General features: G+C 33.7%; 28 protein-coding genes and 1 tRNA gene. 7 read left to right on the top strand and 22 right to left on the bottom strand.

What is annotated here, in order from left to right:
* Window positions 1–96: 96 nt before the first annotated feature.
* Window positions 97–1,119: a hypothetical protein gene (locus FJOH_RS00870; protein ID WP_012022269.1), complete on the top strand. Its 1,023-nt coding sequence runs from the start codon at window positions 97–99 to the stop codon at window positions 1,117–1,119.
* Between the two features lie 113 nt (window positions 1,120–1,232).
* Here FJOH_RS00870 and map read toward each other — a convergent pair whose 3' ends face one another.
* From map to FJOH_RS00840, 6 genes are read right to left on the bottom strand one after another with little or no spacing between them, the layout of a single operon-like run.
* Window positions 1,233–1,997: a type I methionyl aminopeptidase gene (gene map, locus FJOH_RS00865; RefSeq protein ID WP_012022268.1), complete on the bottom strand. Its 765-nt coding sequence runs from the start codon at window positions 1,995–1,997 to the stop codon at window positions 1,233–1,235.
* A gap of 51 nt (window positions 1,998–2,048) precedes the next feature.
* Window positions 2,049–2,591 (bottom strand): dihydrofolate reductase family protein, encoded by a 543-nt coding sequence (locus FJOH_RS00860; RefSeq protein WP_012022267.1) that lies wholly within the window; start codon window positions 2,589–2,591, stop codon window positions 2,049–2,051.
* Window positions 2,588–3,388 (bottom strand): helix-turn-helix domain-containing protein, encoded by an 801-nt coding sequence (locus tag FJOH_RS00855; RefSeq protein WP_012022266.1) that lies wholly within the window; start codon window positions 3,386–3,388, stop codon window positions 2,588–2,590. The genes FJOH_RS00860 and FJOH_RS00855 overlap by 4 nt, the downstream gene beginning before the upstream one ends.
* A 6-nt stretch (window positions 3,389–3,394) precedes the next feature.
* Entirely contained in the window at window positions 3,395–4,537 is a 1,143-nt protein-coding gene (locus FJOH_RS00850) for an MBL fold metallo-hydrolase (protein WP_012022265.1), read from the bottom strand.
* A 2-nt stretch (window positions 4,538–4,539) separates the two neighbouring features.
* Complete coding sequence (locus FJOH_RS00845) at window positions 4,540–5,187, bottom strand: NAD-dependent epimerase/dehydratase family protein (protein ID WP_012022264.1); 648 nt, start codon at window positions 5,185–5,187, stop codon at window positions 4,540–4,542.
* Between the two features lie 4 nt (window positions 5,188–5,191).
* Window positions 5,192–6,232, bottom strand: coding sequence for an SDR family oxidoreductase (locus FJOH_RS00840; protein ID WP_012022263.1), 1,041 nt, complete (start codon window positions 6,230–6,232; stop codon window positions 5,192–5,194).
* Window positions 6,233–6,397: 165 nt separating this feature from the next.
* Between FJOH_RS00840 and FJOH_RS00835 the strand changes: the two genes are divergently transcribed.
* Window positions 6,398–7,828, top strand: a complete 1,431-nt coding sequence (locus FJOH_RS00835) for a hypothetical protein (protein ID WP_044047379.1) — start codon at window positions 6,398–6,400, stop codon at window positions 7,826–7,828.
* Between the two features lie 87 nt (window positions 7,829–7,915).
* Here FJOH_RS00835 and FJOH_RS00830 read toward each other — a convergent pair whose 3' ends face one another.
* From FJOH_RS00830 to FJOH_RS00785, 10 genes are all read right to left on the bottom strand, one after another.
* Window positions 7,916–8,758, bottom strand: a complete 843-nt coding sequence (locus FJOH_RS00830; protein WP_012022261.1) for a DUF4249 domain-containing protein — start codon at window positions 8,756–8,758, stop codon at window positions 7,916–7,918.
* A 4-nt stretch (window positions 8,759–8,762) separates the two neighbouring features.
* Window positions 8,763–11,381, bottom strand: a complete 2,619-nt coding sequence (locus FJOH_RS00825) for a TonB-dependent receptor (RefSeq protein ID WP_012022260.1) — start codon at window positions 11,379–11,381, stop codon at window positions 8,763–8,765.
* Window positions 11,382–11,481: 100 nt separating this feature from the next.
* Window positions 11,482–12,324, bottom strand: coding sequence for a FecR family protein (locus FJOH_RS00820; protein WP_012022259.1), 843 nt, complete (start codon window positions 12,322–12,324; stop codon window positions 11,482–11,484).
* Window positions 12,325–12,335: 11 nt separating this feature from the next.
* Window positions 12,336–12,545, bottom strand: a complete 210-nt coding sequence (locus FJOH_RS00815; RefSeq protein WP_044047378.1) for a hypothetical protein — start codon at window positions 12,543–12,545, stop codon at window positions 12,336–12,338.
* Between the two features lie 47 nt (window positions 12,546–12,592).
* Complete coding sequence (locus tag FJOH_RS00810; RefSeq protein ID WP_012022257.1) at window positions 12,593–13,114, bottom strand: RNA polymerase sigma factor; 522 nt, start codon at window positions 13,112–13,114, stop codon at window positions 12,593–12,595.
* A gap of 234 nt (window positions 13,115–13,348) precedes the next feature.
* Window positions 13,349–13,831: a GNAT family N-acetyltransferase gene (locus FJOH_RS00805; RefSeq protein ID WP_012022256.1), complete on the bottom strand. Its 483-nt coding sequence runs from the start codon at window positions 13,829–13,831 to the stop codon at window positions 13,349–13,351.
* Window positions 13,832–13,837: 6 nt separating this feature from the next.
* Complete coding sequence (locus tag FJOH_RS00800) at window positions 13,838–15,256, bottom strand: aminotransferase-like domain-containing protein (protein WP_012022255.1); 1,419 nt, start codon at window positions 15,254–15,256, stop codon at window positions 13,838–13,840.
* A gap of 18 nt (window positions 15,257–15,274) precedes the next feature.
* Window positions 15,275–15,643, bottom strand: a complete 369-nt coding sequence (locus FJOH_RS00795) for a hypothetical protein (RefSeq protein ID WP_012022254.1) — start codon at window positions 15,641–15,643, stop codon at window positions 15,275–15,277.
* A 203-nt stretch (window positions 15,644–15,846) separates the two neighbouring features.
* Window positions 15,847–16,104, bottom strand: coding sequence for a hypothetical protein (locus FJOH_RS00790; RefSeq protein WP_012022253.1), 258 nt, complete (start codon window positions 16,102–16,104; stop codon window positions 15,847–15,849).
* Window positions 16,105–16,239: 135 nt separating this feature from the next.
* Window positions 16,240–16,316, bottom strand: a tRNA-Met gene (locus FJOH_RS00785).
* A 150-nt stretch (window positions 16,317–16,466) separates the two neighbouring features.
* Between FJOH_RS00785 and FJOH_RS00780 the strand changes: the two genes are divergently transcribed.
* Both FJOH_RS00780 and FJOH_RS00775 read left to right on the top strand, forming a co-directional pair.
* Entirely contained in the window at window positions 16,467–16,859 is a 393-nt protein-coding gene (locus FJOH_RS00780) for an START-like domain-containing protein (RefSeq protein ID WP_012022252.1), read from the top strand.
* Window positions 16,860–16,913: 54 nt separating this feature from the next.
* On the top strand, window positions 16,914–17,750 hold the full coding sequence (locus FJOH_RS00775; RefSeq protein WP_012022251.1) for an aminotransferase class IV: 837 nt from the start codon (window positions 16,914–16,916) through the stop codon (window positions 17,748–17,750).
* Here FJOH_RS00775 and FJOH_RS00770 read toward each other — a convergent pair.
* From FJOH_RS00770 to FJOH_RS00740, 6 genes are all read right to left on the bottom strand, one after another.
* The gene (locus FJOH_RS00770) at window positions 17,747–18,307 is read right to left on the bottom strand and encodes a YqgE/AlgH family protein (RefSeq protein ID WP_044047376.1); all 561 of its coding nucleotides are present in this window, start codon (window positions 18,305–18,307) and stop codon (window positions 17,747–17,749) included. The two genes, FJOH_RS00775 and FJOH_RS00770, sit on opposite strands and share 4 nt — an antisense overlap.
* Before the next feature lie 129 nt (window positions 18,308–18,436).
* Window positions 18,437–18,709: an HU family DNA-binding protein gene (locus FJOH_RS00765; protein ID WP_012022249.1), complete on the bottom strand. Its 273-nt coding sequence runs from the start codon at window positions 18,707–18,709 to the stop codon at window positions 18,437–18,439.
* A gap of 180 nt (window positions 18,710–18,889) precedes the next feature.
* On the bottom strand, window positions 18,890–19,837 hold the full coding sequence (gene fmt, locus FJOH_RS00760; RefSeq protein ID WP_012022248.1) for a methionyl-tRNA formyltransferase: 948 nt from the start codon (window positions 19,835–19,837) through the stop codon (window positions 18,890–18,892).
* Window positions 19,837–21,732, bottom strand: a complete 1,896-nt coding sequence (locus FJOH_RS00755; RefSeq protein ID WP_012022247.1) for a RecQ family ATP-dependent DNA helicase — start codon at window positions 21,730–21,732, stop codon at window positions 19,837–19,839. Before FJOH_RS00755 ends, fmt begins: the two co-directional genes overlap by 1 nt.
* A gap of 66 nt (window positions 21,733–21,798) precedes the next feature.
* Window positions 21,799–22,332, bottom strand: a complete 534-nt coding sequence (locus FJOH_RS00750; RefSeq protein WP_044047374.1) for an AAA family ATPase — start codon at window positions 22,330–22,332, stop codon at window positions 21,799–21,801.
* A 437-nt stretch (window positions 22,333–22,769) separates the two neighbouring features.
* Window positions 22,770–23,681, bottom strand: coding sequence for an alpha/beta hydrolase family protein (locus tag FJOH_RS00740; protein WP_012022244.1), 912 nt, complete (start codon window positions 23,679–23,681; stop codon window positions 22,770–22,772).
* Window positions 23,682–24,081: 400 nt separating this feature from the next.
* On the opposite strand from FJOH_RS00740, the gene FJOH_RS00735 reads away from it, so the two are divergent.
* The 3 genes from FJOH_RS00735 to murA all read left to right on the top strand — a co-directional run bounded on the left by FJOH_RS00735 (window position 24,082) and on the right by murA (window position 26,595).
* The gene (locus tag FJOH_RS00735; protein ID WP_012022243.1) at window positions 24,082–24,378 is read left to right on the top strand and encodes a DUF493 family protein; all 297 of its coding nucleotides are present in this window, start codon (window positions 24,082–24,084) and stop codon (window positions 24,376–24,378) included.
* Between the two features lie 3 nt (window positions 24,379–24,381).
* Window positions 24,382–25,098 (top strand): DUF4290 domain-containing protein, encoded by a 717-nt coding sequence (locus tag FJOH_RS00730; protein WP_012022242.1) that lies wholly within the window; start codon window positions 24,382–24,384, stop codon window positions 25,096–25,098.
* Window positions 25,099–25,281: 183 nt separating this feature from the next.
* Window positions 25,282–26,595, top strand: a complete 1,314-nt coding sequence (murA, locus tag FJOH_RS00725; RefSeq protein WP_012022241.1) for a UDP-N-acetylglucosamine 1-carboxyvinyltransferase — start codon at window positions 25,282–25,284, stop codon at window positions 26,593–26,595.
* Window positions 26,596–26,659: the final 64 nt, after the last annotated feature.

Genomic DNA, 26,659 nt, shown 5'->3' with positions numbered 1-26,659 from the left:
GTTATTATCGAGAATTAAAAATATGAAACAGAAGCCGTTGATGCCGAATTTATTAAAACCGTTTTTTAATTTTATTACCTTTGTAAAAATATAAATATGCTTTCTTTTCAAAAATATTTATCAATAGCAGCCATTTTCCTGCTCTTGTTTTCCTGTCAGAACGAATCAGACGATCAGGACAATACGGCGCAAGGAACCATTACAAATGCTTCGCCTCTTACGTCTTATCTGCAAAGGGTTGCCATGGTGCAGACCGTGCAGGATAATATAATCGACGGATCTACTTATTGTACTATAAAATTTCCTTACACGGTTACGGTTAACAACACGCAGATTGCCATTAACAGTGCTGCCGATTATCAAAAAGTAATTGACAATATTAATGCAAGTAATTACGATGATGATATTGTAAAAATAGATTTTCCGGTTACGATGGTTTACTATAATTACATTGAAAAACTAATCCCGAATGAAGCTGATTTTGATACTTTAATTGATTACTGGAATCAATATCCTGATCTTCTTTCTAAAATTAACGGACTCAATATTAATTATCCAATCACTATCAATATTTATAACAGTGCTAATCAAATAGGAAGTTCTCAAACTATAATAAGCGATCAGGCGTTTTTCAATTTTATAAAAAACCTCAACGCCAGTCAGTACATTTCTTTAAAATATCCAATTTCGATAGTCGATTACCACGGACAGACGAAAGCGGTTAATACTAATTTAGATTTCGAAAATGCTATAAAATATGCGATTGATTACTGCCCAGAAAATAATATTGTAACACTTAATCTAAACGAAGTAATTACAAAAGGTTCCTGGCAGATTCCGTATTATTTTGCTGATTCTGATAAAACTTCGTCTTACAGCGGTTATTCATTTGTGTTTAAAAGCGACAATTCTGTTACAGCCACTAAAGCAGGAATTTCAGAAACAGGACAATGGGAAAGCACCGTACAAAATAATGTTAGGGAATTAAAACTGAATTTCAGTTCAGAGTTACTCAGCAAATTAAACAAGAGCTGGAAATTGTTTGAGTTTAATAATTCACAAATTCGATTGCGAGATGTAAATAACAGTACCAATTATCTTTATTTTGAAAAACAATAAAAAAGTTTACAAATCATATAGAAATTAGATTAAATCTTATTTTTGAATTTTCAAAGACATAAAAAAACTCCATTAGCAATAATGGAGTTTTTTTGTATTTGTATGTAATTTTTTTAATTCCAGATTCCGTTCATTTCTGTCAAGATGATTGGTTTTCCTTCTGTAACTATGATTGTATGTTCGTGTTGTGCCATAAAACCGCCTTTGTTTCCAACCATTGTCCAGCCGTCTTTTAGAGTTTCGGCAATTGTAGAAGTGGTAGAAATAAAAGTTTCGATAGCAACAACTGAGTTTTTCTTAAATCTTGTCAGGTTAAAACGATCTCTGTAATTGGCTATTTCGTGTGGTTCTTCATGCAGACCTCTTCCAATTCCGTGACCGGTTAAATTTTTAATGACTTTATAGCCTCTTTTCTTAGCTTCGGTTTCCATTATAAAACCAATATCAGAAATGCGAACGCCTCCTTTTATATTGTGAATGGCTTTATGCAGAATTTCTTTTGAGGCTTCAATTAATTTTTGATGCTGGTTTACATCTTCACCAATAACAAACGAACCTCCGTTATCTGAAAAGAAACCGTTTAATTCTGCCGAAACATCGATATTGATTAAATCGCCTTCTTTTAAAATTCTTTTTTCTGAAGGAATGCCGTGGCAAAATTCTTTATTTACGCTGATGCAGGTCCATCCCGGAAAACCATACGTTACGTAAGGTGCAGATTTTGCTCCTAAATCGTTTAGTATTTTTCCGCCGTATTCATCCAGTTCTTTTGTCGATATGCCGGGTTTTGCAAAATTTCTCATTTCTCTTAAAGCATAAGCTACAGCTTCGCTTGCCTTTTTCATTCCAATTAATTCTGCTTCTGTTGTTATTGACATGGTACTTTAATTTAAACTTCTGCTAAGATACAACTATTTTTATTTTCGGTTTTATTCCGGCTGATAAGTCAGTTCTACAACTCCTGATTTAAAAACTCGCGTATCCATTAGTTTCAGTCCAATACGATCTGATAAGTTTTCAAATAAAGGTTTTCCGGAACCTAAAACAATGGGATGAACAGAGATTTTGTAAACATCAATAAGGTTTAAATTTATAAAGGTTTTGATAAGACTGGCGCCGCCGTACAGCCAGATATCTTTGCCCTGCTGATTTTTTATTTCGTTTACTTTGGTAATTAGATCTGCAGTAATAAAAACAGCATTTTCATCATTTCTGTTTTGGCTCGAAAAAACAAATTTATTTTTAGAGTGAATTCCATTCCACATTTCTTTTTCTGCCAAATCAGCATTTTCATCTGCCTCATAATTTCCCCATGCATCGTAGCTTATTCTTCCATAAAATATAGTGTCAACGCTTTCAATAAAGGCTGGAAAATTCATGTCTTCATCCATTATGCACCAATCAACTTCTCCGTTTGGACCTTCAATAAATCCATCTAATGTAACCGCAAGATTTAAAACTACTTTTTTCATTTGTTTAGGTTTAATTTTAAAATATCTGAAGGTGAAATTCCGTATTTCTTTTTAAAAGCAAAAGAAAAGTGGGAGAGATCTTCAAAACCCAGATCAAGATAAATATCCGAAGGTTTTCTGCCTTTCTTTTCTAATAAAAAATAGCCTTCTTTGAGTCTTCGCTGAATAAGCCATCGGCTTGGAGTATCTGAAAAAATAGCTGCGAAATCACGTTTAAAAGCCGAAATACTTCTTCCGGTTAAATACGCAAAACGCTCCATACTGATATTAAATTTGTAATTGCGATTCATATATGCTTCTAAATCGATCTTTTCCGGTGGTGCGAAATCAAATAAAATATTCGTTAGTTCAGGGTTTTCTTTTAGCAAAATCAATAAAAGTTCCTCGCGTTTTATGCTTGAAAATGTCTCGTCGATTTCGCCTCCTTCATTATAATACGGCATTAAAGAAAGAATAAAATTTGGAACCAGATTGGTTTTCTTTAACTGCACAAATGCGGCTTCAGCTTCGCTTTTTTGAGCTTTAATTTTATGTTTTTCAGCAAACGCTTTTAAAAAAAGGGTATCGAAAATAACCACGACTTTTTCAAATTCGTTATCCTGTTTTTGTTTGTGGTATCGTGCAAGATGATTTTTTCGGGCAATGCAATACTCACCAGGTTTTAAGCTGTATTTACTGATCCCGTCATAACCTTCAATAGTGCCTTTTGCCAGATACAAAAAGAAATGTTCTGTAATAAAATGTTCCGGCGATATTTCGGGACCTATATAACAACTTTTAATTTCTGTATATTTCATGAGGCATTAAATTGGTTTGTCAGTATTATTTTTCCACCATTCAGGAAAAACTTTATGATTCTCAAAAATAACGATTTCTCCAATAACGGGCGTAATTAACGGAATTTGATATTTTTTATTTAAACGGCTGATTTCATTAAGCGGTTCGTTCCAGGTATGTTTGGCAAGTGCAAATTTTGAATTATGAACTGGAATCATGCTTTTGGCGTTGAGATCTTTTGCAGCTTGTAAAGTTTCTTCAGGAAGCATGTGGATATAATGCCAGGCTTTGTTGTATTGTCCGTTTTCCATAATCGCAATATCAATTGGACCAAACTTTTTTCCAATTTCGGCAAAGTGTGTGTCGTAACCGCCGTCGCCGCTGTAGAATATTTTTGTTTTAGGCGAATGAATTAAAAAAGAAACCCATAAAGATTGGTTCTGTTTTAAACCGCGTCCTGATTTATGTCTTGCCGGAAGCGTATGAATGGTGTAATACTGCCCAACGGTAACAGAATCGTTCCAGTCTTTTTCGATGATTTTATTTTTAGGATATCCCCAGCGTTCAAAATGTGCGCCAACGCCCAGACCGCAGATTACGGTTTTTACTTTTTCTTTTAATGCTAAAATGGTTGGGTAATCCAGATGATCGTAATGATCGTGAGAAATCAGCAGATAATCAATGTCTGGTAAATCCTGTACCTGATACGAATTTGTTCCTGCAAAAACTTTTACGCTGTTTGGCAGCGGCGATGCATTGCTGCTAAAAACCGGATCGATTAAAATTTTCTTTCCGTCAACCTGCAAAAAGGAAGAAGAATGCCCAAACCAAACTAAAAGATTTTGATTGGCAGGCAGGTGTTTTAAATCTCTTTTTACAGACGGAATTTTACCAGAAGGTTCGGTTGGAACTGTTTTATCAAAAAGCTGACTTCTTATTACGCCCCAAAAAGTGTAACCGGGAGCAAATGTAGGCGTGTAAGTATTATTTTGAAATTCACCATTTTTATAATGAACTGATTTTTGAATTCTGACCATGCTTTCTTGAGAAGGTAAACTTCCAAAAACTGCTTTTTGCATATAGAGCCAAGTACTGAAAGCGAGAATAAGCAAAAGGACGGCAATAACTATAAACATTCGTTTTAGGATTTTAAAAATTCTGTTTTTCATTTTTAGTTCGCGGCTTTTTTAATATCAATTGGTTCCAGAATTTTTTTAGAATACCCAAACTGTGCTGTAGAAATCATAGCACGTCCTATTTCTCTAATCTCGCATCCGGTATAAAACAATCCCAAAACAGGGTAGAGGAATTTGATGTATTTATTAAAACCTTTAAGATGTATTTGTTCTTTGTCTGGTTTCATTAACCCCGGACGAAAACTGTATTGCGCTCTAAAAGGCAATCTTTGTAAAGCATTTTCAGTTTTTCCTTTTACGCGCGCCCACATAACTTTTCCTTTTTCAGAACTGTCTGTGTGAAATCCCGAAACGAAATTGAAAACAAGATTTGGGTTTTGATTTAATACGGCTTTTGCAAAATGAATCGTTGTGTCGTATGTAATATGGGTATATTCTGTTTCGTCCATACCCACACTGCTTATTCCGGCACAATAAAAACAGGCATCATAACCAGCAAGTCTGCTGTCATTGCTTTGCAGCGAAAGAAAATCAGAAACCAGATATTCGGTTAATTTAGGATGCGATCTTCCGCTGGTTTTTCTTCCCACATACAATACTGATTCTATATTTTTATTATTCAGGCATTCTATTAAAACACCTTCGCCAACCATTCCGGTTGCGCCTGTCAGGATTACTTTCATTTCTTTAGATATTAAGATTTTTCCATTTTATGAGACTTATTACACTAGCTGTTACAGCTTCTTCATTGGTGCGCGGTACCCAGCCTAATATTGTTTTTGCTTTTTTATTGCTGGCATTTCGATTAATTCCAACCAAAGGTAAAATTGCTTTTGCCTGATCGTTAAATATTGATGATAAGCGTATTATAAAGGTAGGTAAAGATTTTGCTGGTGCCTTTGTTGTTACATACGGCATTTTTTCTTTCAGCAGTTTTACAATTTCCATTAAAGACATTGTTCCTCCGGATAAAGCTAAAAAACGCTCGCCTTTTGCCTGCGGTTTTTCCATTGCTAGAATGTGCAGTTCGGCAACATCTCTTACATCGACAATTCCTAATCTAATATCTGGAATTGCTTTCATTGAACCGTCTAATAATTTTTTAAGTAACTCAAAACCGCTTGATAAATCTTCGTTTAAAGATGGTCCAAAAATTCCCATTGGGTTAATTACAGAAAGTTCAAGAGCGCCTCCTTTTTTTTCAATAAAATCCCAGGCTGCTTTTTCGGCCAGTACTTTTGATTTATTGTAGGTCGAAAGTCCTTTTTCGTTTGGGTCTGTCCAGCTTTCTTCGGTAATAAGAGAATTTTTGTCTTTGTGGCTGTAGCCTACAGCGCCAAAATTTGAAGTCATAACAACACGTTTTACACCAGAGTCTCTCGCTGCCTTTAAAACTCTAAGCGTACCGTCGACAGCAGGGCGTATCATTTCGTCTTCATTTTTTGGAAGTCTCAAAAATATAGGCGAAGCAATATGTAACACATATTGACAGCCCATCATGGCTTCGTTCCAGTTTTTATCGGAAGTTAAATCGGTTTCAATAAATTCTAATTGGCTGAAATCTGTAATACCGCCATTTTTCAGCATTTCAAATATTTTATCTCTGCTATTTAAAGATCTTACGGTTGTTCGAACCTGATAACCGCGATTTAGTAATTGCAAAATACTGTGAATTGCCACAAAACCAGTTCCGCCGGTAACCAATACTTTTTGATGTGAATGTATCATTTGCTGTATTTTTATAATGCAAAGTTCTACAGATTATCAAGAATTTATTTTGTTGAAAAGTCCAAAGTTATTTTGTTGAGAGGTTCATGATTTTATATTTAAAATAAGAAAAAACTTATTTTTTTTGTTTATTCTTGTATTTTTGCATTTCCTAAAATGAGGATTATGAGTACAGAAAAATTAAATAATAAAACTAAAGAAGAACTAAAAGATATTCTGATTAATGATACTGACATACATAAGATAGAAACGTGGGAGTTTTTAGTAAAACATAGTTTGAGTAATAATGAATTGGTGATTATTTTAGAAAAATGCGATGATCTTCGAATTAGGAGTAAGGTCGCTGCCATTTTATCTGGACAGAATCCTTCAACTAATGAACTCGTTTGCATTATCAATTACAGTTGGAACTTTGAAATTACAAATAATGCTTTTGAGATTCTGTTAGAAAAAGATCTAACAAACTATAATTTGATAGTAATTATAGAAAAATGTCCAATTATTGAAGTGAAAAAAAGAGCTTTTGAAGTTTTGATAAAAAATAATCCAAGAAATGAAGAATTGGCAGATGTACTTAGATGGTTCGGCAATTATGAAATTAGAAATGATATATCCAGGTTTTTGCTTACAAAAAATCCAGATATTGACGAACTAAAAGACATTATTGTGATGTGTAATGATCCTAAAATTGGAAATAATGCTTGGGAAATGTTAGAAAAACAAAATCTAACAAATAAAGATTTGGAAAATGTTATACGTAATCCTATTAGTCTTAATAATGAGGGAATAAGAAATAAAGCTGCAAAAGTATTATTACAAAAAGAGCCATCAGACAATGAATTGCATAATATTTTACTAGGGTGTTCAGATATTCAAATGGTAAACAAAGCATCAGAAGTTCTATTAGAAAGAACAATAGTAAATGAAAATCTACTCGAAATTTTACGCCTTTGTACAAATCATGAAATCATAAACAATACGTGGGAAATTCTTAAACGTAATAACCCAACAAGCAGTGATTTGAGATTTGTTATAAGTTTTTGTACTGTTATAGAAGTGGTTAAGGAAGCTTGGGGGATTTTTGAAAAAGGTGATCACAAAAAAGAGGACCTATTGGGGATTACTAAATGTTGTATAGATATTGAAATTGTAAAAACTGCCTGGAAAAATATTGAAAAAGAAGAATGGAATTTTTATGATTTGCGTGATGTGATAGGAGAGTGTATAGATCCTGAAATCAGAAAAAGTGTCTGGGAGAAAATGAAAGAGCAAAGCCAGCACTGGCATTGGGGAACATTGGCTTATATTCTTACAGATGATTTTAATACAGATCTGCCAGTTGAAATTAGAAATGAAGCATGGAAAATGTTAGCAGTCCGTGCCGGAATTACCAAACCATTTAATGAAGAACCGCTGATCCAAAAAATGCTTTCGAAATTCGGCGATAAATTTGATCATACACAAAAAAAGATCATGTTTCGCCAGATTTGCATTGAAGATGAAGAAATTATGAAAATTAAAAAAGAATATAGCCCTATACTTGATTTACTTGTACTGCCTAATTATTTTTATAACATTACAAGTGCAGATGCCTAATTTTAGCTTTGACAAATCAGTTATAAAAGACAAATCCCTTAAATGCGATATTTAAGGGATTTGTCTTTTATTGTCGAAAATTGGTTTTTATTTTACCACATAATCAACTGCATCTGCTTCGCAAAGTCTAAAATAACCTAATGCAAAATTGCTGGCATCGGTTGTGTTTACAATGTTTCCTCTAATATTTCCGGGAGGCACAAGAAACGGATTTGCGCTTGAAGCTTCTAAAATTAGTTTCATATAATTGAAAAAGTTCTTAGAAACGCCTCGGTGCGTAATTTTTACAACACTTCCGGTTTTAATATCATCTTCGTGAGAATAACGGGTGCTTATTTCGTTTCCATTATAAAACTCATCATTTGTAATTTCGTATTCCGGATATATTAAGAAATCGCTTTTATAATCTGTTAAATAAAAATTGACTTGATCTGCAGGATCTGTATAATAAAAAGTAAGTTCAATAATGTCTTTTCCTCCAAAATCTGGAACTACAGCCTGCTCAACTTTGGTTATTGACGTTACAGAAGTCAGTTTTTCAACTGCTGTAAAACTTTTTCCTTCAGCTTCAATAAACAACTTATAATCCATGTCGATTACGGGTACAAAATTAGTGCACACATATACGCCCGGCTCAGTTTCATTAAAAGTAAAAACGTCGCCGCTGGTGTTTTCAACTCTTACCTGCGCACCAGAAACTTTTGGTGTTGAACCGCTGTAGTATGAAGCTGTTTTACTGATTTTTATGGTTTGTTCGTTGCCGCTGGTTCCTTTTTTCCAGATAATTTCGGCGTCGACTACTAATCTTGTTTCTCCGGTTTCTAAATCCAGAGTTACAACATCTTCACACGAAGTAAAAAATACAACAAACAGAAGACTCATTAATGCCAGTATTTTATTCATTTTAGTATATTTTTTTAATTTATTCATAGCATTAAAATTTAAAATTATAAGAAACTCCAGGTACAATTCCGAAGATTGATAACCTTCTTGTTTCATTTGCTCCAGTGTCTTCATTAGTCGTAAAACTCATAGAAGCAGCATTTTTTCTGTTGTAAATATTGTAAATGCTGAATACCCAATAGCTTTGCCATCCTTTCTTTTTATCTGGTCTTGGCGTATAAGTTGCAGCCACATCGAGGTGATGGAAAAGAGGCAGCCTGTTTTCGTTTCTCAAAGAATAATTTGGCACATGAATTCCCCCAAATTCATAATACCCATTTGCATACGTTACAGGCTGTCCTGACTGCAGCGTAAAATTTCCGTTGAAAGACCATTTTGGACTAAACTCATAACTTCCTACAACGCTTAAATTGTGCATTTTGTCATATCCAGATAAATACCAGTCTCCGTTTGCAATTCCCGGTTCTTCGGCAGTTCTTCCCGGAGTTTTTTGTTCTGCTCTTGATAGAGTGTACGAAATCCAACCCGTAAAAATTCCAGTATTTTTTCTAAATAACAATTCCATACCATACGATCTGGCTTTACCATTTAAGATAACTTGTTCGATATTATTGTTTGCCAAAATATCGGCTCCGTCAATATAGTCAATACGGTTTTGAACTTTTTTGTAAAACAGCTCACCTTCAAAAGAATAATCGTTGTCTTTAAAGTTTTTAAAATATCCTACAGCATACTGATCTAAAAGCTGAGGTTTGGTAAACGGTCCGCTTGGAGTCCAGATACTCATTGGCAGCGGCGATTGAGTATTTGATAAAATATGAATATACTGCGCCATTCTGTTGTAACTTGCTTTTACAGAAGTGTTGTCGTTAAAAGCATACGAAAGTGCTGCTCTTGGTTCGAAATTATCAAAACTGCTGATTTTTTTTCCTTTGCCGTAATATGTTGTTCCTGTTGGAGTTCCTTCTTCGTAAATTTTGTATAACGGATTGTATACAACACTTTGTCCATTTTCATAAGTACTGATTGCTTCAGAACCTAAACGATAAAACATGCTGTAACGAAGCCCGTAACGGAAATTCAATTTTTCAGTAATTTGATTTTCAAAATCCAGATAAGCAGAAGTTTCTAAAGCATATTTTTTATCAAGCTGCTTGTAATTAAACTGAGAATCAATACTTGTTGGCTGTACAGTACCTGGATTGAAATTATAATACAATCCGTCAATTCCGTAATTGATCTTGAATTTTTCTGATTTTTGATAATTCCATCCGTATTTAAGACCGTAATTTTGAATGTTGCTGTCCCATTCAAAGTTTTCCATTGAAAGTCCCAAATTGAATTTATAATCGCTGTAAAAAACAGAAAGATTATGATTTAAGCGATCAGAGAATTTGTGTTTCCAGCTTAAAATTCCCATTGTATTTCCGTATTTACTTGAGAAACGATCGTTGATGTCGAATATATCATTTCCTAAATAACCAGAAAAAGTCAATGTATTATTAGCATTAAAACGGTAATTTAATTTAGCGTTGAAATCATAAAACATAGCTGAGTTTTTATTGTCTGCCAGTTTTAAAAATAAATGTGCATAAGAAGTACGTCCAGATACAATAAAAGACCCTTTGTCTTTTTGTAAAGGTCCCTGAACCAAAAGACGACTTGATATTACGCCAATTCCCCCGTTTACTTTGTAATTTTCAAAATCTCCCGTTTGCTGTGTTACATCTAAAACAGAAGAAACACGTCCTCCAAATTTAGAAGGAATTCCTCCTTTATATAAATCTAAACCATTTACGATATCAGCATTAAAAACAGAGAAAAAACCAAACATGTGCGAATCGTTATAAACCGGAGCGCCGTCTAAAAGAATTAAATTCTGATCGGCAGCACCGCCTCGAACATTAAAACCTGATGAAGCTTCTCCTGCATTGGTAACTCCCGGCAGAGTAAGTATCGATTTTAAAGGATCTGGTTCGCCCATTGCTGCAGGAATTCTTTTTATTTCCTGCATCGAAAGTCTGTTTACACTCATTTGAGTGGTTTTAATATCAACAGCTTTATTACCAGTTACAATAACCTGTTCTAATTCCTGACTATCAGAGTCTATATTGAAATTGATTTTAGTGTCATCAGAAATTGTAATGCGTTTTTCGTGATTTTTAAATCCAACATAGCTGACTGCAACTGTATAGTTTCCGTTTGGGATTTCAATACTGAATTTTCCGTTTACATCCGTTACAGCGCCAACTTCTAATTCTTTAATATAAACATTGGCGCCAATAACGGGCTGTTTGGTATCATCAAAAATCTGGCCTGTCAGCTTACTTTTTTTTTTGACAGTTTTAGCTGATTGTGACTTTTGTTTCACAAAAATATTATTGCCAACAATAGAAAATTGTACAGAGGCAGTTTTGTTTAATTCAGAGATAAGTTTCTCGATTTCGACTTGCTTATAAGTGCTTTTCTTTGTAAAATACTTTTGATTTGTATCTATCTGATCTGTAAAAGCAAATTTAAAATCGGTTTGATTTTCTATCTGCTTAAAAAATTCTTTTAAAGTTACATTTTGATCTACAGTTATTGTAACGGTCTGAGCAGACATACATAAACTGAATAAAAAAAAGCATGCTGAAATTATATGCTTCATGAAATTTTGTATTTTTGAATTATTAAATGGAATAACTTCCTGTTATTCCTGACTATAAAGGAGGATGTGTAGTTTCGCGGCTTACATCCTTTTTCTTTTCTTATTGAAAAGTAATCTGTTTTAGATCTTCATTTATTTCAAAGTTTAGGTTATACATTTCTGATATTAATTGTACAATTATTTTTAAATCTTCTTTTCTGTTTATTCTAATCGTGATTTTCTGGTCTTTATATTCTTTAGGCAGTGTCACTTTATATCCGTAATTTTCTTCGATGTAAGTACTTACAACAGTTAGCTTTTCATTATCAAAATCTATAAATCGGCTGAATTCTGCTACTGATGCGGTTTGATTTCCGTAAGTAAATTTCTGTCCCGGTTTTAAAACCCAATTCTGATCCTGGCCTTTTACATTCATCTGCACACTTCCTTCAAACAATTCAACAGTTACTTCCTTTTTTTGAAATCCTTTTACAGTAAAACAAGTTCCTAAAACGGTTGTGGTTGTTTCGTTGCAAAAAACCTGAAACGGATGCTGTTTGTCTTTTTTTACCTGAAAATAAGCTTCACCCACAATTTCAATTTTTCTGTTTAATGCAAAGTTGTTTCCGTATGAAATTTTAGAATTTGGACTTAGTTCTACTTTTGAGCTGTCTGGCAGCACAACATGTTTTATTTTTAAAGTAGTATTTTCAATCACATTTTCAGGAAGTACAATTGCTCCTGCTGCTGAATCATTGGTAAAATAAATTCCTGTTCCTACAAGAACAAAAAGTAAAACCGCCGCGGCAGCATAATAGCGCCAAGGTTTAAATTTCTTTTTCTTTGGAGTAAAAGTTTTTGAATGGAATTTTCCCCACGAAGCTTCTTTTATTTTATCTGAATGCGAAGCTGGTGTTTCATTCCATAACTTTTCAAACTCTTCGTCTAATTTTTCTTTATCCATGACTTTGGGGGTTAAAGTTTTTTACAATAAAATCCTTGTTTATTAAAAACACCATAAACCACATCCTTAATTTCTCTGTTAGTTTCGATTCTAAGTATTCTTTCGCGATTTTTGAAATCAAAATTTATGATACAATCTGAAATAACAAATTGTAAAAGAACTACAAGCAGACTTGCATCTTTTTTTGTTCTAACATTGGTTTTGTACGCTTCGATATGCATTTTTTTGTTCTCGTTTTTATATATAACAAACGAGATCAAAAAAGTTCCTAATGGTTTTCGATTTTTTTTCGAATAAATTTACTGGCGAGATAAATATGATTGGCAATAGTCTTCTCAGAAAGGTCTGTGAGCTCTGCAATCTCCTTATAGCTAAGGTTTTCCAGTTTGTGTAAAGTAAATATTTTTTGCTGCTGCTCAGGAAGCTGATTGATGAAATTGTATAATTTTTCTTTTCTATCCTCAAAAACTCCCAAGTCAGTTTCTTCTTCGGCAATATCAGCTTTATGCGGGTCAAGCTGAATTATTTTGCTTTCTCTGTTAACATGATTAATGATGATGTTTTTGCAAATAGTAAATAACTGCTTGTCAAGTAAAACATCTTCGTTAAGAAGTTCTCTTTTGTTATAAAGTCTTAAAAGACTTTCCTGAACAAAGTCTTCAGGAGTAAGAACCGTGAGATTAAATCGTTTGGCAATATTTACCAGTTTATCGTAGTAATTGAAATACACCTCTTTAAAAGCTGCTTCATTACCTTTTTTTAAACTTAGTATTAATTTTTTATTGTCCATAACGAAAATATCGCGACTAGTTTTATCTAGTCAAAACTCAAGGAGTTCAATATTATTGTACTTAGAAACCGACTATCTAAAATCCTGAATGTAATAAGTTACAAAGAACCGTAATTTAATTTTAAAGTTTGTCGCAGTTAATAAAAAAAGTTACAATCTTATTGAAATTAAAAAACCTTAAATTGATATTTAAGGTTTTTAAGAATGCGGTTTAAAAAGAAATTTCAGTTTTATTTAAGAATTTAAAGTAAGCAACATTTGAATATCGACTCTGTTATAAGCCGAAGAAATGCCCGTAATTCTTTTAAAACCTAGTTTTTCATATAATTTAATGGCAGGGGTTAGTTTTGTATTGCTTTCCAGATAAATTTTTGAAGCACCTTTTTCTGAAGCCCATTTTATTGCCGATTCTGCCAATAATAATCCAACGCCTTTTCCTTGTGTCTTTGGACTTACGGCCATTTTTGCTAATTCATAATCGTAATTTTTTCCATCACTTTTAATTAGAGCACAGACACCTAAAACTTCATCATTTAAAACTGCCGAAAAAATTTCACCGCCTTTGTTTATAATATATTCTTCTGCATGATCCAGAGCTTTGATATCATTGGGTTCGACTTCAAAATAATTTGAGATCCATTCTATGTTTAAATCCTTAAAACTTTTTTGATACTTTGAATTATAAGCTGCTATTTCAACTTGGTCTTTGTTATTCATAATTTATTAAATACTGTTTTTTATTATACTGCCTAACTTTTTTAAATCAGAGTCTACGCGGTCATTCCATTCTAAAACATACGTTAATCTCATGCAGTTGTTATATTGATTGTACTGCGAAAAAATTCTTCCCGGTGCAAAAACGATTTTTTGGGCCAGGGCAGTGTTGTATAATTCTGTTGTAGAAATTCTTTCATCTAATTCCAGCCATAACATAAAACCGCCTTTTGGCTGTGCTATTTTAGTGTTATCCGGAAAATAGGTTTCTACAGCACGGTTAATCTGGAGATAATTAGCATAAAGCTTATTTCTAAATGTCCTAAGATGATGATCATAACGCCCATGTTCTAAGAAATCTGCAATGACATCAGAATATAAAGAAGAATTACAAACCGTTTGAACCAGTTTTTGACGAATGATTTTATCTTTAAATTTTCCCGGTGCAATCCATCCAACCCGATATCCGGGTGCAAGAGTTTTAGATACAGATCCAATCCATAAAACTAAACCGGCTTCATCATAAAATTTGCAAGGTTTAGGACGTTCTGAACCAAAATAAAGATTACCATAAATATCGTCTTCAATTAATGGAACGTTGTATTGTGTAATCAATTTTACCAGTTCCTGTTTGTTTTCGTCAGGCATTTGAAAGCCCATTGGGTTGTTGAAATTGGTAACAAAACAGCAGGCTTTTATTTCAGGCAGTACTTTTTTTAAAGCATCGAGATCTAATCCATATAAAGGATGGGTTGGAATTTCAACCGCTTTTAAACCTAGAGCCTTAATTGCCTGCAGTATTCCAAAATAAGCCGGACTTTCTACAGCAACGCTGTCTCCCGGAGAAGTTACAGCCATAAGCGCATTGTACATGGCATGCATGGCGCCGGAAGTAATTACAAGATCATCTTCTGTAATTTTTCCTTCCATGACAAGAGCCCATTTTGCAATGGCGCGTCGAAGCTCTTCAGATCCCTGAACAGGTTCATAAGCTGTGCCGGCATCACCTCTGTTACGGACAGCATTGATAATGCCTTTGTTAAGTTTAGCAACAGGAAGGAAATTCTTTCCGGGTAATCCCAATGCAAACTGTGTTACATCTGATTTATTAATAGTGCCGAAAACTTTATCTATAAGCTCCTCAGGTGTATTTTCTGTTTCATGATTGTCTATGCTGGCAATTGTTGGAAGTGCGGTGGTACGCTGTGAACTTTTGCTGACATAATAACCCGTTTTGGGACGTGATTCTATAAGTGAACGGCTTTCTAATTCTAAATATGCCTGTTTTATTGTGTTTAAACTAACATTATATAATTTCTGCGCACTTCGTACAGAAGGCAGTTTGCTGCCAAGAACGAGAGTTTCATTGTGAATTTGATCTTCAATTATTTTGGCAATTTTTAAATATAATGTTTCGCGATTTTTCATTTTGCTTTTTATGAGCGTTTAAAAATTTAAAAAATGTACAAAGTGATCAGTGCTGTGTTTCAGCTGTTGTGCATTATTGAAATTGGCATTTCTTTTTTTCTTCATAAAAATTGAAATGTATTCCTCAAATAGTGTTTTGTCTTTATCTGTTAGACTTCCGTCGTCGTAAATTTTATAAACGATTTCATTGTTTGAGTTTAATAATAAACTTGCAAACGAATTGATCTTGTTGTCTTTTTCGGCGAGTAGAAAAGGAATTCCAAAAAGCATTTTACCTTCGGCTTTTACACAATTGTTCTGACTGAAAATGTTTTGTAAAATCTCCATGTCAAATATGTACACTTCTCTAAAAGTTATTTTTTCCTGTAGTAATGCTTTAGATTCCATCTTTTTTTTAGCAAAATTACCATTGCTGTTAATTAGGGTACAGATACAGAAAATGATTTTTTTAAGGGTACAGATAAATTTACTAAAGTTTTTTGACTACAGGAAAATATTTTGCAACAACAATTTATCTTGTTTCAAAAAGCGATTAAAAAAGAAAAGCCCTTAAAATATTTAAGGGCTTTCTATTTATGTGTATCTGTTGTTTATTCTCCATCTTTTAAATTATCAATATCAGAAATCTGATCAAGGATATTAGTTTGGTTAGGAGAAATGTAGTTTTTTGTTTCAGCAGGTGCTTCTTTCTTAAAAAGAAGATCCAGAGCATTATAAAGTTTTAATAAAACATCTTTGTCTTCTTTTGCAATATCTAATGCAGTATTAAAATTAAAAACATAATTATTCGAATTGCGTACTTCTACTTTTATCGTTTTAGATGTGATTTTAAATTTAACTATATCCATATATGACTGCAAATTACAGTTAGTAAAACATTATTTTAAAAGTAGTTATATAAAATGTAAACAACAAATTTAAAAATAATTACAAAGTATTTTAAATAAAAAAACATCACTTTTTAAAGTGATGTTTTTTTTACCTGGTAGCGAGGACGGGAGTTGAACCCGTGACCTCAGGGTTATGAATCCTGCGCTCTAACCAACTGAGCTACCTCGCCTGGACTGCTATCATGAATTCCTGATTGCGGGTGCAAAGATAGAAATAATATTAAAGCTCGCAAGCATATTTTGAAGAAAAAAAAATATTTTTAAAAATGTGTTGTTTTTGAACATATATTCTTATATTTCCAAAAAATTTAAAGTAGCACATGGATCCAAAAATACGTTACGAAATAGAGTTTCCGATCAATTCTTCGCCGCAATTATTGTATCAATATATATCAACTCCGTCAGGTTTATCAGAATGGTTTGCTGACAATGTTAACTCAAGAGGAGAATTTTTTACTTTCATTTGGAATGATTCGCAGGAAAAAGCGCGTCTTGCTTCTAAAAAAAGTGGAGAAAAAGTAAAGTTTAAATGGGTTGATGAGAGCAGTAAGGATACTGAATACTTTTTTGAACTGCATATTTTAGTTGATGAATTAACTAAAGATGTCTCTTTGATGGTAGTTGATTTTGCTGAAAAAGAAGAAATAGGAGAGGCTAAACAATTGTGGGAGAATCAAATCTCAGACCTAAAACATCTTATAGGATCTGTTTAGTAAAAGTCTATTTTATGCCTTATATTTGCCCTGAACAAAATTCAGGGTTTTTTTATGATCAATTTTAACGGAAACATTGTAGAGGAAGAAAATTTATTAACTCAAAATCGCGCATTTTTATTTGGAGACGGCGTTTTTGAAACAGTTAAAATAATCAATAATAAAATTCTATTTCTTGAAGACCATTATTTCAGGCTTATGGCTTCAATGCGTGTTGTGAGAATGGAAATTCCAATGAATTTTACAATGGAACATTTTGAAGAACAGATTTTAAATCTTGTACAGCAAAAAGGAATTTCAGCATCTGCAAGAGCCCGTATCACGGTTTTTAGAAATGATGGAGGTTTGTATCTTCCAAAAACCAATGAAATTTCATATTTAATTCATGCATCGCAGCTGGAAAGTACAGTATATGCTTTAAATACAGGTCAGTACGAAGTGGATTTGTATAAAGACTTCTATGTAACAAAACAGCTTTTATCGTCGATTAAAACGACTAATAAGATGATAAATGTAACCGGAAGTATTTTTGCTTACGAAAACGGACTTGCTAATTGTCTTTTAATTAATGATGCAAAAAATGTGGTCGAAGGTCTTCAGGGTAATTTATTCATGCTGGCTGGAAAAAAGCTAATTACGCCGCCAATTTCTGAAGGCTGTTTAAACGGAATTATGCGCAAGCAGATTTTAGCCTTAGCTAAGAAAGTAGAAGGCATAGAAGTAGTTGAAGAAATAATTTCGCCGTTCGATCTTCAAAAAGCCGACGAATTATTTCTGACCAATGTAATCATGGGAATACAACCGATAACTAAATATCGAAAAAAAGAGTTTACAAGCAATCTGGCTCATTTATTAGTGCAGAAGCTAAATGAATCCATAACTGAAAATTAATTCAGATATGGATTTTCAGGTGCGTTAGACCAAATAAGATAATCTCCGCCTAGCTCAATAATCTGCTCTTTCCAAAAATGGGTAGTAGATTTTCCGATAATTTTATTTTTATAATTATTATCAGCTATAATCCAGGAGTTGCCTTGCATTTCATTTTCAAGCTGGTTTTCGTCCCAACCGGTATAACCTAAGAAAAAACGAATATTGTTCTTGTTGATCGATCCGTCGTTTATTAAGTCTTTGGTTGATTCGAAATCTCCGCCCCAATAAATTCCGTTTGAAATCTCGACACTATTCGGGATTAAATCCGGGATATTATGAATGAAGTACAGATTATCTTGTTCAACTGGGCCTCCGTTATATATCTTGAAGTTGGCATCAATCTCCGGTATTAAATCATTAATAGTATATTTTAAAGGTTTATTAATGATAAAACCTATTGATCCTTCCTTATTATGGTCTGCTAATAAAATTACCGATCTGTTAAAAGATAAATCTCCAATTATTGAAGGCTCGGCAATAAGCAGGTGTCCTTTTTTTAATTTTTCTGAAATCATACGGCTACAATTTTTATTAAATTTAATCATAAAAAAATTAAAATCACAAAAAAAATCGTTAAACCGCATAAAAAAACCCTCCACAAGGAGGGTTTTAATTATATTATTTAGTTTAGAGAACTTTCTTACTTAGTTCACTGCACCTTCTAATTCAGCTCCAGCTTTGAATTTTACTACATTTTTTGCAGCAATTTTGATAGTTTTTCCTGTTTGAGGATTTCTACCGTCTCTAGCAGCTCTCGCAGATACTGACCAAGATCCGAAACCTACTAATGAAATTCTTCCGCCTTTTTTCAAAGTAGTTCCTACATTTCCTAAAAATGACTCTAAAGCTAATTTTGCCGCAGCTTTTGTAATTCCTGCATCAGCAGCGATAGCATCGATTAATTCTGATTTGTTCATAATAATTAGTTATTAATTGTTGGTTAAAAAAAATTGTTAATACACAAATTTAGTAGGAAATCCGTTGCGTGCAAGTGTTTTCTTTAATTTTAGCAATAATTGTTGATAACTTGCTTTTTTTGTTCATAAAGCATGTTGTTTGTCGATCAAAAACAGGTACAAACCCCTGTTTTACTGACGTTAATAGACCTTTGCCTCATCAGAAAAAGTTATCCCATTTAACAATTCTGCCACCTGCATTCTCTTTTTTCCTGGTAATTGTAAACTTAATAACTGTATGAAGCCGTTTTTTATTGCAATTTTAATTTCTTTTTTACCGCTTATTAATTTCCCGGCTTCATAAGAATGGGCTTCTTCGAGCAGTTTGGCTTCATATATTTTGATGCTCAATTCTTCATTTTTATCTTTCAAAAAGCACCACGCTGCAGGATAAGGACTTAAGCCGCGAATAAGATTGTTGATTTCGTCTCCAGATTTTGTCCAGTCGATTTTGCAGTTTTCTTTATTTAGTTTATAAGCCGTTTTAATATCGTTGTTATCTTCCTGAATTGTTGTTATAACATTTCCGTTTTCAATTACTTTTAAAGTATCGATTACAGTTGTGCTTCCTAAGTTCATTAATCGATCGTGTAATTGACCTGCGTTTTCTGCTGGTTCAATTGCAATTTCTGAATTAAGAATCATTGCTCCGGTGTCAATTTTATCATCAATAAAAAATGTCGTAACGCCGGTTTTGGTTTCGCCATTAATAATAGCCCAGTTAATTGGTGCGGCACCGCGGTAATTTGGCAGCAAAGAAGCATGAAGATTAAAAGTCCCTAAATTTGGCATTTCCCAAACTACTTTTGGCAGCATTCTAAAAGCAACAACAATTTGTAAATTCGCATTCAGTGCTTTTAATTCTGCTAAAAAACTTTCATCTTTTAAATTTGTTGGCTGCAGTAAAGTAAGATTATTTGCTAAAGCATATTCTTTAACAGCTGAATATTTTATTTTTTGTCCGCGCCCGGCTGGTTTATCTGCTGCTGTAATAACGCCCACAACATCGTAATTGTTTTTAATGATGGTATCCAAAATGCCGACAGCAAATTCTGGAGTTCCCATAAAAATAATTCGTAATTTTTCCATTATGATTTTAAAGTGTATTTATTGTTCGCTAATATTACGATATGATTGTTTTCTAATAATTCCTGCAATACCAAAAGAACATCTTTTGCGTCTAATTTAATTTGATTTTGAATTTCGCGCGAAGTTAAGGCAGTTGCTTTTAATAAGTGAAGAATTTTATCGGCAATAGAATCAGCTTCTGTGATTTTTCCTTTTTGAGTAATGCAGTAAGAACAAACACCGCAATTGACTTTGGTTTCTTCTCCAAAATAATCCAAAACCAGTCGGTTTTTACAAGTTTTGTCTTCTTTTATATAATATAGTACAGACGAAAGCTGGTCGCGTTTCAGTTTATTTTGTTTTTCCAGATATTTAGAAACCCTGTTTATCGTCAAATCATCTTCGCGGACTTCATTAAATAAAATAGTCGCGTCGTTATTTTTAGATTTATACTCAATGATCTCTTTCTCTTTTAATTTTTCTAAAAGTGCTGTAACTTGTTCTTCAGAATGATTTGATTTTTTGGCAATAAGTGAGAGATTAAGCGGTGTTTTCATTTCATGAATCCCTGGGTAAGTTCTTAAAATTGCCAGAATAATTTCTTCGTCATTCGGGTTCAGGCTCATGTATCGAATCACTTCCTTGGATTCTATTAAAAACTGCATTGTAACCTTTTCTGAAAATTCCTGAGACATGGTAATAATGCCTTGCTGATTTAAAAACTGCAGTGCATTATAAGTTTTTAAAGTAGGGAAGTCATATTTATTGCAAAAATGATTCATTTTAAACGAATACGAATCATCTAAACCTTCACCATAAGCGATTTGAAAATAATTACAAAGTTTAATAAATATGGTTTTTAAGAACTTCTTGTCTGGCAAAACATTTATAAACTGTTGTTCTGTTTGAGTTGCATCAGAATTATTGAATAATAAAACCGAGAAAGCCTTTTCTCCATTTCGTCCCGCTCGTCCAGATTCCTGATAGTAGTTTTCTAAATTTTCAGGTAATTGAGTATGAATAACCGTTTTTACATTGTCTTTGTCGATTCCCATTCCAAACGCATTGGTGGCTACAATAACTTGTGCCTGCTCCGACATCCACAACTGCATGTTTTTATCTTTTTCCTGAGCCGAAAGTCCGCCGTGATAATACGTTGCTCTAAATCCTAACGATTGTAATTGAGTTGACATATTAAGGCATGATTTTCTGTTTCGTACATATATAATAGACGGCTGTGGATTTTTCTTTAAAATCTGCTCGACACGATATAATTTGTCTTCAACTTCAAAAACCATGTATGCAATATTCTTTCTTTCAAAAGACTGTTGAAAAAGTTTGGTGTCTTTTAATCCGAGTTCGGTTTTGATGTCTTCAACAACTCTAGGAGTCGCTGTTGCGGTCAAAGCTAAAAACGGAATTTTAGGGAAGTATTTTTTAAGTTCAGAAATTTTTAAATAAGCAGGTCTAAAATCATGCCCCCATTGCGAAACACAATGTGCTTCATCAATGGCAATTAAATTTATAGGAAGATTTTTGATTCTTTCTAAAATCCAGTCCGATTGTAAACGTTCCGGAGAAAGATAAAGGAATTTATAATTTCCGAATTGGCAGTTATCCAGCAGATCAATAATTTCTTCTGTATGAATGCCGCCTGTAAGTGCAATCGCTTTAATATCTCTTTTTTGCAGATTCGCCACCTGATCTTTCATTAAAGCGATCAAAGGTGAAATTACCAGACAGATTCCTTCACGCATCATAGCCGGAACCTGAAAACAAATTGATTTTCCGCCTCCGGTTGGCAGCAGTGCAAAAGTGTCCTGACCTTCTAAAACCGAATCGATAATTTCTTTTTGTAACGGTCTAAAACTGGAGTGTTTCCAGTATTTTAAAAGAATTTCCTGCGCGTCCAGCATGGCCTTTGTTTTAAAGTTAAAAATTTAGAAAAACAGATTCTAGTTTTGCAACTTTAAACCCGGCTGCTAAATTTTGTCTAAGATATAAAGAATTCTGTTTTCAACCGTATCTTTGGGAACCTCAATTAGATCGTAACCGTATTTTTTATAGGTCTCGATTAGATGTTTTTGGATTTCTAATGCCTGTTCGAAATTTTCATAACGTTCTGTGTCGCTTTGATAAATTTCTTCCCACGGTGGTAAAATGAAAGTTTTAGAATATTTATAGTCCTCACAAGCTTTTATAAAATGTTCAGGATATTCATCGCCAATATAATCCATGTAAGCGACAACATCTGGAATACCGCGGTCAATAAAAACTACGTTGTCAGGTTCTTCTTTGGCATTTTTAAACTGCTGAATACGGCCTTCTAACAGCATTTCGCTAAACAATAAAGGCTGTTCTAAGAACAATTGCTCGATGCCTCTTTTTTGGGCTTCAAGAGTAACTTCTCTGGAAATTTCTGGGTAGCAGCAATAGCCTCGAGCTACTAATTCGTTTATAAGTGTAGATTTTCCTGTACCAGGACCGCCAAGTAGGACTATGATTTCTTTTTGCACTATTCTAAAAATAAAGCGCAAATTTACCTAAACTTATTCATAATTAAAAAGAATATTTATCAAGAGCGAAAGATTTTGCATTTTTAGTAAAAATTGGTTCCTGCTGTACGCTGCAATCTTTTGCTTTTTAAAGGAAAAAGCAAAAGGATTTCCGCTTCCATCAGGGCTGGAAGAGAGGCAGTGTTTTATTTTTGGAGTTCTTTTTAAAAATTTAATTTTAAAAAAAAGAAAGTCCCAGTGGGACGACATATTTATAGAAAAATATACATTATAAATATAAAGCTCCAACGGAGCTGCACATTTTGAATAATTTATATGTCGCTCCGCTGGAGCATTTTGATAGGTGTAAAATTGTATTTGCTATAAATATTTTGCTCCGCTGGAGCAATTTTTATGTTTTTTTAATGATTTGCAGATCTTAACTTTAGTCAAACAAACTATTCGCAAAACAAATACTTCTCAGAACCTTTTCCTTTTTTAGAAGGCATAATCAAATGAGATTGAAATTTCTTTCCTTTTAAAACATCATTTACAAAATCCAGAACATATTGCTGTCCTTCATGAAAAAGATAACCTGAGAATTCATGTCCGCCTCCGCAGAACGTAATCAGTTCGATGTCTTTATGTAAATCCTGCATGTGATTGTAAACTGCATAAGAGCCAAACAAAATCAGCCAGCCCGAAGCATTTGTTGGGCAGGAGCGGTGCGAACCTGCAGCGTACGGAACCGTATCGTCATTGTTTCCGTGTGCTAATAACATCGGAATTGCTTTTTCTTTGGTAATCAAATTAATGTCCTGAATTGCTCCCGAACCTCCAATGAAACCAATATATTTAAAGTTTTCCGGTAAATTACTTTTATATAAATTCATGAGTTTATAATCCCAGAACGAGGCATGAAAACCAATTTCGGCACCGGCGCTAATTCCTGAAATAAAGATTTTTGAAGTGTCAAGATTGAATTTATCGGCATTTTCAATTAAATAAGAAGTTGCCTGCCACATATCGCTCACACCAATCTGGATTGCTTTTATTTTTTCGGTTAAAGTTCCTTTGCATCCAAAATCTTTTCCTTTCATGTATAAGCTGTATGATATACTCGCAACAGCATAACCGTTTTGTGCCATAAATTTTCCGAACTCTTTTTCGCTGGTGCGCTCTCCTCCCGAAAATCCGCCTCCAAAAGCAAACATAATCAACGGGATTTTTTCTCCGGCTTTTTTCTTTGGCAGATATAAATCTAAATCTAGTTTTAAAGTGTCGTTTTGAAAATAAGTAAGGGTTTTAACTTCCTGTGCCTGAATATTGTTGATTATAAGTGCGATAAAAAGTAAAAGGATTTTTTTCATTGTAATGTGGTTTTAATTTCGCAAAGTCGTTAAGACGCAAAGTTTTTTGCGCAATATTGTCATTTCGACGAAGGAGAAATCTTCGCGAGAAGCTCTACAAAGATTGGTGAAATTCTGTGAGGAGTTACTCGCGAAGATTTCTCCTTCGTCGAAATGACAAACAGTACGTTGTATAGTTGCTTCTAAGCAAACTTTTTGAGAAATATTTTAAGTATTGTTTTTCTCAAATATAAGATGAAATTTTACAATGAAATAATCTTCTATTGCTTTTTTCTCTGCACCTTTGTGCCTTTATAACTTTGCTCCTTTAAAACAAAGTTTTAGGCTCGAAAAAAATCTAAAATCTAAACTTAAAAGTCTAAAATCAAAACCGTATATTTGCGTTTATTTTTAATTACGAATGGAAAACGATAACGAAAAAAATACAGCCGAATTTTACGAAAGATTAAAAGTTGAACTTGATAACGCAAATACTTGGCCGGCAGAATACTTGTACAAATTTATTGTGCCTTCTGTAGCAGATAATGTGGAGCGTGTCGAAAAAGCTTTTGACAGAATGGGAGCGGTTATTAAAACAACAAAATCTAAAACCGGTAAATTTACCAGTGTTTCTATAGATGTTACCATGCACAGCTCAGACGAGGTGATTGCTAAATACAAAGAAGTATCTACAATTGAAGGTATAGTTTCATTATAACTTATGATCGAAAAATATAAAAAAGAAGTCGCAAACGACGTTGTTTTTAATTTAGAATATAATTCTGAAAGACAGCGTTTGATTATTCCGGAGTATGGTCGTCATTTACAAAAACTGATCGATCAGGCTACTGCAATCGAAGATGATGAAACGCGCAACAAAGCAGCGAAATACATCATTCAGGTTATGGGAAGCTTAAATCCGCATTTGCGTGACGTGCCGGATTTTCAGCATAAATTATGGGATCAGCTTTTTATCATGTCTGATTTCAAATTGAATGTTGAATCTCCATATCCAATCCCGTCAAGAGATGTTTTGCAGTTAAAACCAGAAACTCTGCAATATCCGCAGAATTTTCCAAAATACAGGTTTTATGGTAACAATATCAAATACATGATTGATGTTGCCAATAAATGGGAAGAAGGCGAAATGAAAAATGCATTGGTAATGGTTATTGCCAATCATATGAAAAAATCTTTCCTGAGCTGGAACAAAGACACTGTAAAAGATGATGTGATTTTTGAACATTTATACGAATTGTCTGGAGGAAAAATCAACTTGCTGCACAGCACAGAAGAGCTTTTAAATACGACAGATTTAATGCGTACCAACAAACGTGTTTCAAACAAAACGGCTGTGGGCGGACAGGCTAAAATTCAAAACAATAAAAATAATAAAGGAGGTCAAAAAAAGACTTTTCAAAAAAACAATCAAAAGTAAAAATGCACTAAGAGGCTGAGCTTCTAAACTGCTAAGATTTTTTACTTAGATGCTTAAAAAATAAACAAAAACAAAAATAGAAAAAGCTGCTAAGCTGCTAAGTTTCTAAGACGCTAAGTTTTTTACTTAGAATCTTAGGATCTCAGAACCTTAGAAACTTTAAAAGAACCTTAACAAAGATCTATGGGAATTTTTAAAATCGAAGGAGGGACACCTCTAAAAGGAGAAATCACTCCACAAGGAGCAAAGAATGAGGCATTACAAATTTTATGTGCCGTGCTGCTGACAGGAGAGAAAGTGAAAATTAATAACATTCCTGATATTATAGACATCAATAAATTAATCACTTTGTTGGGTAATTTAGGGGTTAAAATTCAACGTAATGAGCCGGGATCAATTACTTTTCAGGCAGATGAAGTAAACGTTGGATACTTAGAAACTGAAGCTTTCAAGAAAGAAGGCGGAGCGCTTCGTGGTTCTATTATGATTGTTGGACCGCTTTTGGCTCGTTTTGGAAAAGGATATATTCCAAAACCAGGAGGAGACAAAATTGGACGTCGTAGATTAGATACGCATTTTGAAGGATTTATTAATCTTGGTGCAAAATTCAGATACAATAGAGAAGATCACTTTTATGGAGTAGAATCTCCAAAAGAAGGACTTAAAGGAACAGATATGCTTCTTGATGAAGCTTCTGTAACAGGAACTGCAAATATTGTAATGGCTGCGGTTTTAGCAAATGGAACAACTACTGTTTACAATGCAGCCTGCGAACCTTACTTACAGCAACTGTGTAAAATGCTGAACTCAATGGGAGCAAAAATCACTGGAGTTGGTTCTAACTTGTTGACTATTGAAGGTGTTGAAAGTCTTGGAGGATGTGAGCATACAATTTTACCGGATATGATCGAAATTGGTTCTTGGATTGGTCTTGCGGCTATGACAAAAAGCGAAATTACGATCAAAAATGTAAGCTGGGAAAACCTAGGTTTGATTCCAAATACATTTAGAAAATTAGGTATTACAATCGAAAAACGTAACGACGATATTTATATTCCTGCTCACAAAGACGGATATGAAGTAAAAACAGATATCGACGGATCAATCTTAACAATTGCCGATGCACCATGGCCGGGATTTACTCCTGACTTGTTAAGTATTGTTTTAGTTGTGGCAACACAGGCAAAAGGTGATGTTTTAATTCACCAAAAAATGTTCGAAAGCCGTTTGTTCTTCGTAGATAAATTAATTGATATGGGAGCAAAAATTATGTTATGTGATCCGCATAGAGCTGTGGTTATGGGACATAATTTCGAATCTCAATTAAAAGCAACAACAATGTCATCTCCTGATATTCGTGCAGGAATTTCATTATTGATTGCGGCGCTTTCTGCAAAAGGAACAAGCACAATTCAAAATATTGAGCAGATTGACCGTGGATACGAGCGTATTGACGAGCGTTTGAGAGCAATCGGTGCAAAAATCGTGAGAGCTTAAAAAAAGTTACCCGCGAATTCACGAATTAAACTAATTTGTGAATTCGCGGTAAAAAAAATAGTCT

This window comes from Flavobacterium johnsoniae UW101, assembly GCF_000016645.1.
Lineage (GTDB): Bacteria > Bacteroidota > Bacteroidia > Flavobacteriales > Flavobacteriaceae > Flavobacterium > Flavobacterium johnsoniae.
Note: the sequence above shows the minus strand (reverse complement) of the source record. Positions and strands in the feature narration are given on the sequence as shown.

What these genes read in the sequence shown, in the direction of transcription:
- FJOH_RS00870 (WP_012022269.1), top strand. Translation starts at nt 97, where the DNA reads ATGCTTTCTTTTCAAAAATATTTATCAATAGCAGCCATTTTCCTGCTC.
- map (WP_012022268.1), bottom strand. Translation starts at nt 1,997, where the DNA reads ATGTCAATAACAACAGAAGCAGAATTAATTGGAATGAAAAAGGCAAGC.
- FJOH_RS00860 (WP_012022267.1), bottom strand. Translation starts at nt 2,591, where the DNA reads ATGAAAAAAGTAGTTTTAAATCTTGCGGTTACATTAGATGGATTTATT.
- FJOH_RS00855 (WP_012022266.1), bottom strand. Translation starts at nt 3,388, where the DNA reads ATGAAATATACAGAAATTAAAAGTTGTTATATAGGTCCCGAAATATCG.
- FJOH_RS00850 (WP_012022265.1), bottom strand. Translation starts at nt 4,537, where the DNA reads ATGAAAAACAGAATTTTTAAAATCCTAAAACGAATGTTTATAGTTATT.
- FJOH_RS00845 (WP_012022264.1), bottom strand. Translation starts at nt 5,187, where the DNA reads ATGAAAGTAATCCTGACAGGCGCAACCGGAATGGTTGGCGAAGGTGTT.
- FJOH_RS00840 (WP_012022263.1), bottom strand. Translation starts at nt 6,232, where the DNA reads ATGATACATTCACATCAAAAAGTATTGGTTACCGGCGGAACTGGTTTT.
- FJOH_RS00835 (WP_044047379.1), top strand. Translation starts at nt 6,398, where the DNA reads ATGAGTACAGAAAAATTAAATAATAAAACTAAAGAAGAACTAAAAGAT.
- FJOH_RS00830 (WP_012022261.1), bottom strand. Translation starts at nt 8,758, where the DNA reads ATGAATAAATTAAAAAAATATACTAAAATGAATAAAATACTGGCATTA.
- FJOH_RS00825 (WP_012022260.1), bottom strand. Translation starts at nt 11,381, where the DNA reads ATGAAGCATATAATTTCAGCATGCTTTTTTTTATTCAGTTTATGTATG.
- FJOH_RS00820 (WP_012022259.1), bottom strand. Translation starts at nt 12,324, where the DNA reads ATGGATAAAGAAAAATTAGACGAAGAGTTTGAAAAGTTATGGAATGAA.
- FJOH_RS00815 (WP_044047378.1), bottom strand. Translation starts at nt 12,545, where the DNA reads ATGCATATCGAAGCGTACAAAACCAATGTTAGAACAAAAAAAGATGCA.
- FJOH_RS00810 (WP_012022257.1), bottom strand. Translation starts at nt 13,114, where the DNA reads ATGGACAATAAAAAATTAATACTAAGTTTAAAAAAAGGTAATGAAGCA.
- FJOH_RS00805 (WP_012022256.1), bottom strand. Translation starts at nt 13,831, where the DNA reads ATGAATAACAAAGACCAAGTTGAAATAGCAGCTTATAATTCAAAGTAT.
- FJOH_RS00800 (WP_012022255.1), bottom strand. Translation starts at nt 15,256, where the DNA reads ATGAAAAATCGCGAAACATTATATTTAAAAATTGCCAAAATAATTGAA.
- FJOH_RS00795 (WP_012022254.1), bottom strand. Translation starts at nt 15,643, where the DNA reads ATGGAATCTAAAGCATTACTACAGGAAAAAATAACTTTTAGAGAAGTG.
- FJOH_RS00790 (WP_012022253.1), bottom strand. Translation starts at nt 16,104, where the DNA reads ATGGATATAGTTAAATTTAAAATCACATCTAAAACGATAAAAGTAGAA.
- FJOH_RS00780 (WP_012022252.1), top strand. Translation starts at nt 16,467, where the DNA reads ATGGATCCAAAAATACGTTACGAAATAGAGTTTCCGATCAATTCTTCG.
- FJOH_RS00775 (WP_012022251.1), top strand. Translation starts at nt 16,914, where the DNA reads ATGATCAATTTTAACGGAAACATTGTAGAGGAAGAAAATTTATTAACT.
- FJOH_RS00770 (WP_044047376.1), bottom strand. Translation starts at nt 18,307, where the DNA reads ATGATTTCAGAAAAATTAAAAAAAGGACACCTGCTTATTGCCGAGCCT.
- FJOH_RS00765 (WP_012022249.1), bottom strand. Translation starts at nt 18,709, where the DNA reads ATGAACAAATCAGAATTAATCGATGCTATCGCTGCTGATGCAGGAATT.
- fmt (WP_012022248.1), bottom strand. Translation starts at nt 19,837, where the DNA reads ATGGAAAAATTACGAATTATTTTTATGGGAACTCCAGAATTTGCTGTC.
- FJOH_RS00755 (WP_012022247.1), bottom strand. Translation starts at nt 21,732, where the DNA reads ATGCTGGACGCGCAGGAAATTCTTTTAAAATACTGGAAACACTCCAGT.
- FJOH_RS00740 (WP_012022244.1), bottom strand. Translation starts at nt 23,681, where the DNA reads ATGAAAAAAATCCTTTTACTTTTTATCGCACTTATAATCAACAATATT.
- FJOH_RS00735 (WP_012022243.1), top strand. Translation starts at nt 24,082, where the DNA reads ATGGAAAACGATAACGAAAAAAATACAGCCGAATTTTACGAAAGATTA.
- FJOH_RS00730 (WP_012022242.1), top strand. Translation starts at nt 24,382, where the DNA reads ATGATCGAAAAATATAAAAAAGAAGTCGCAAACGACGTTGTTTTTAAT.
- murA (WP_012022241.1), top strand. Translation starts at nt 25,282, where the DNA reads ATGGGAATTTTTAAAATCGAAGGAGGGACACCTCTAAAAGGAGAAATC.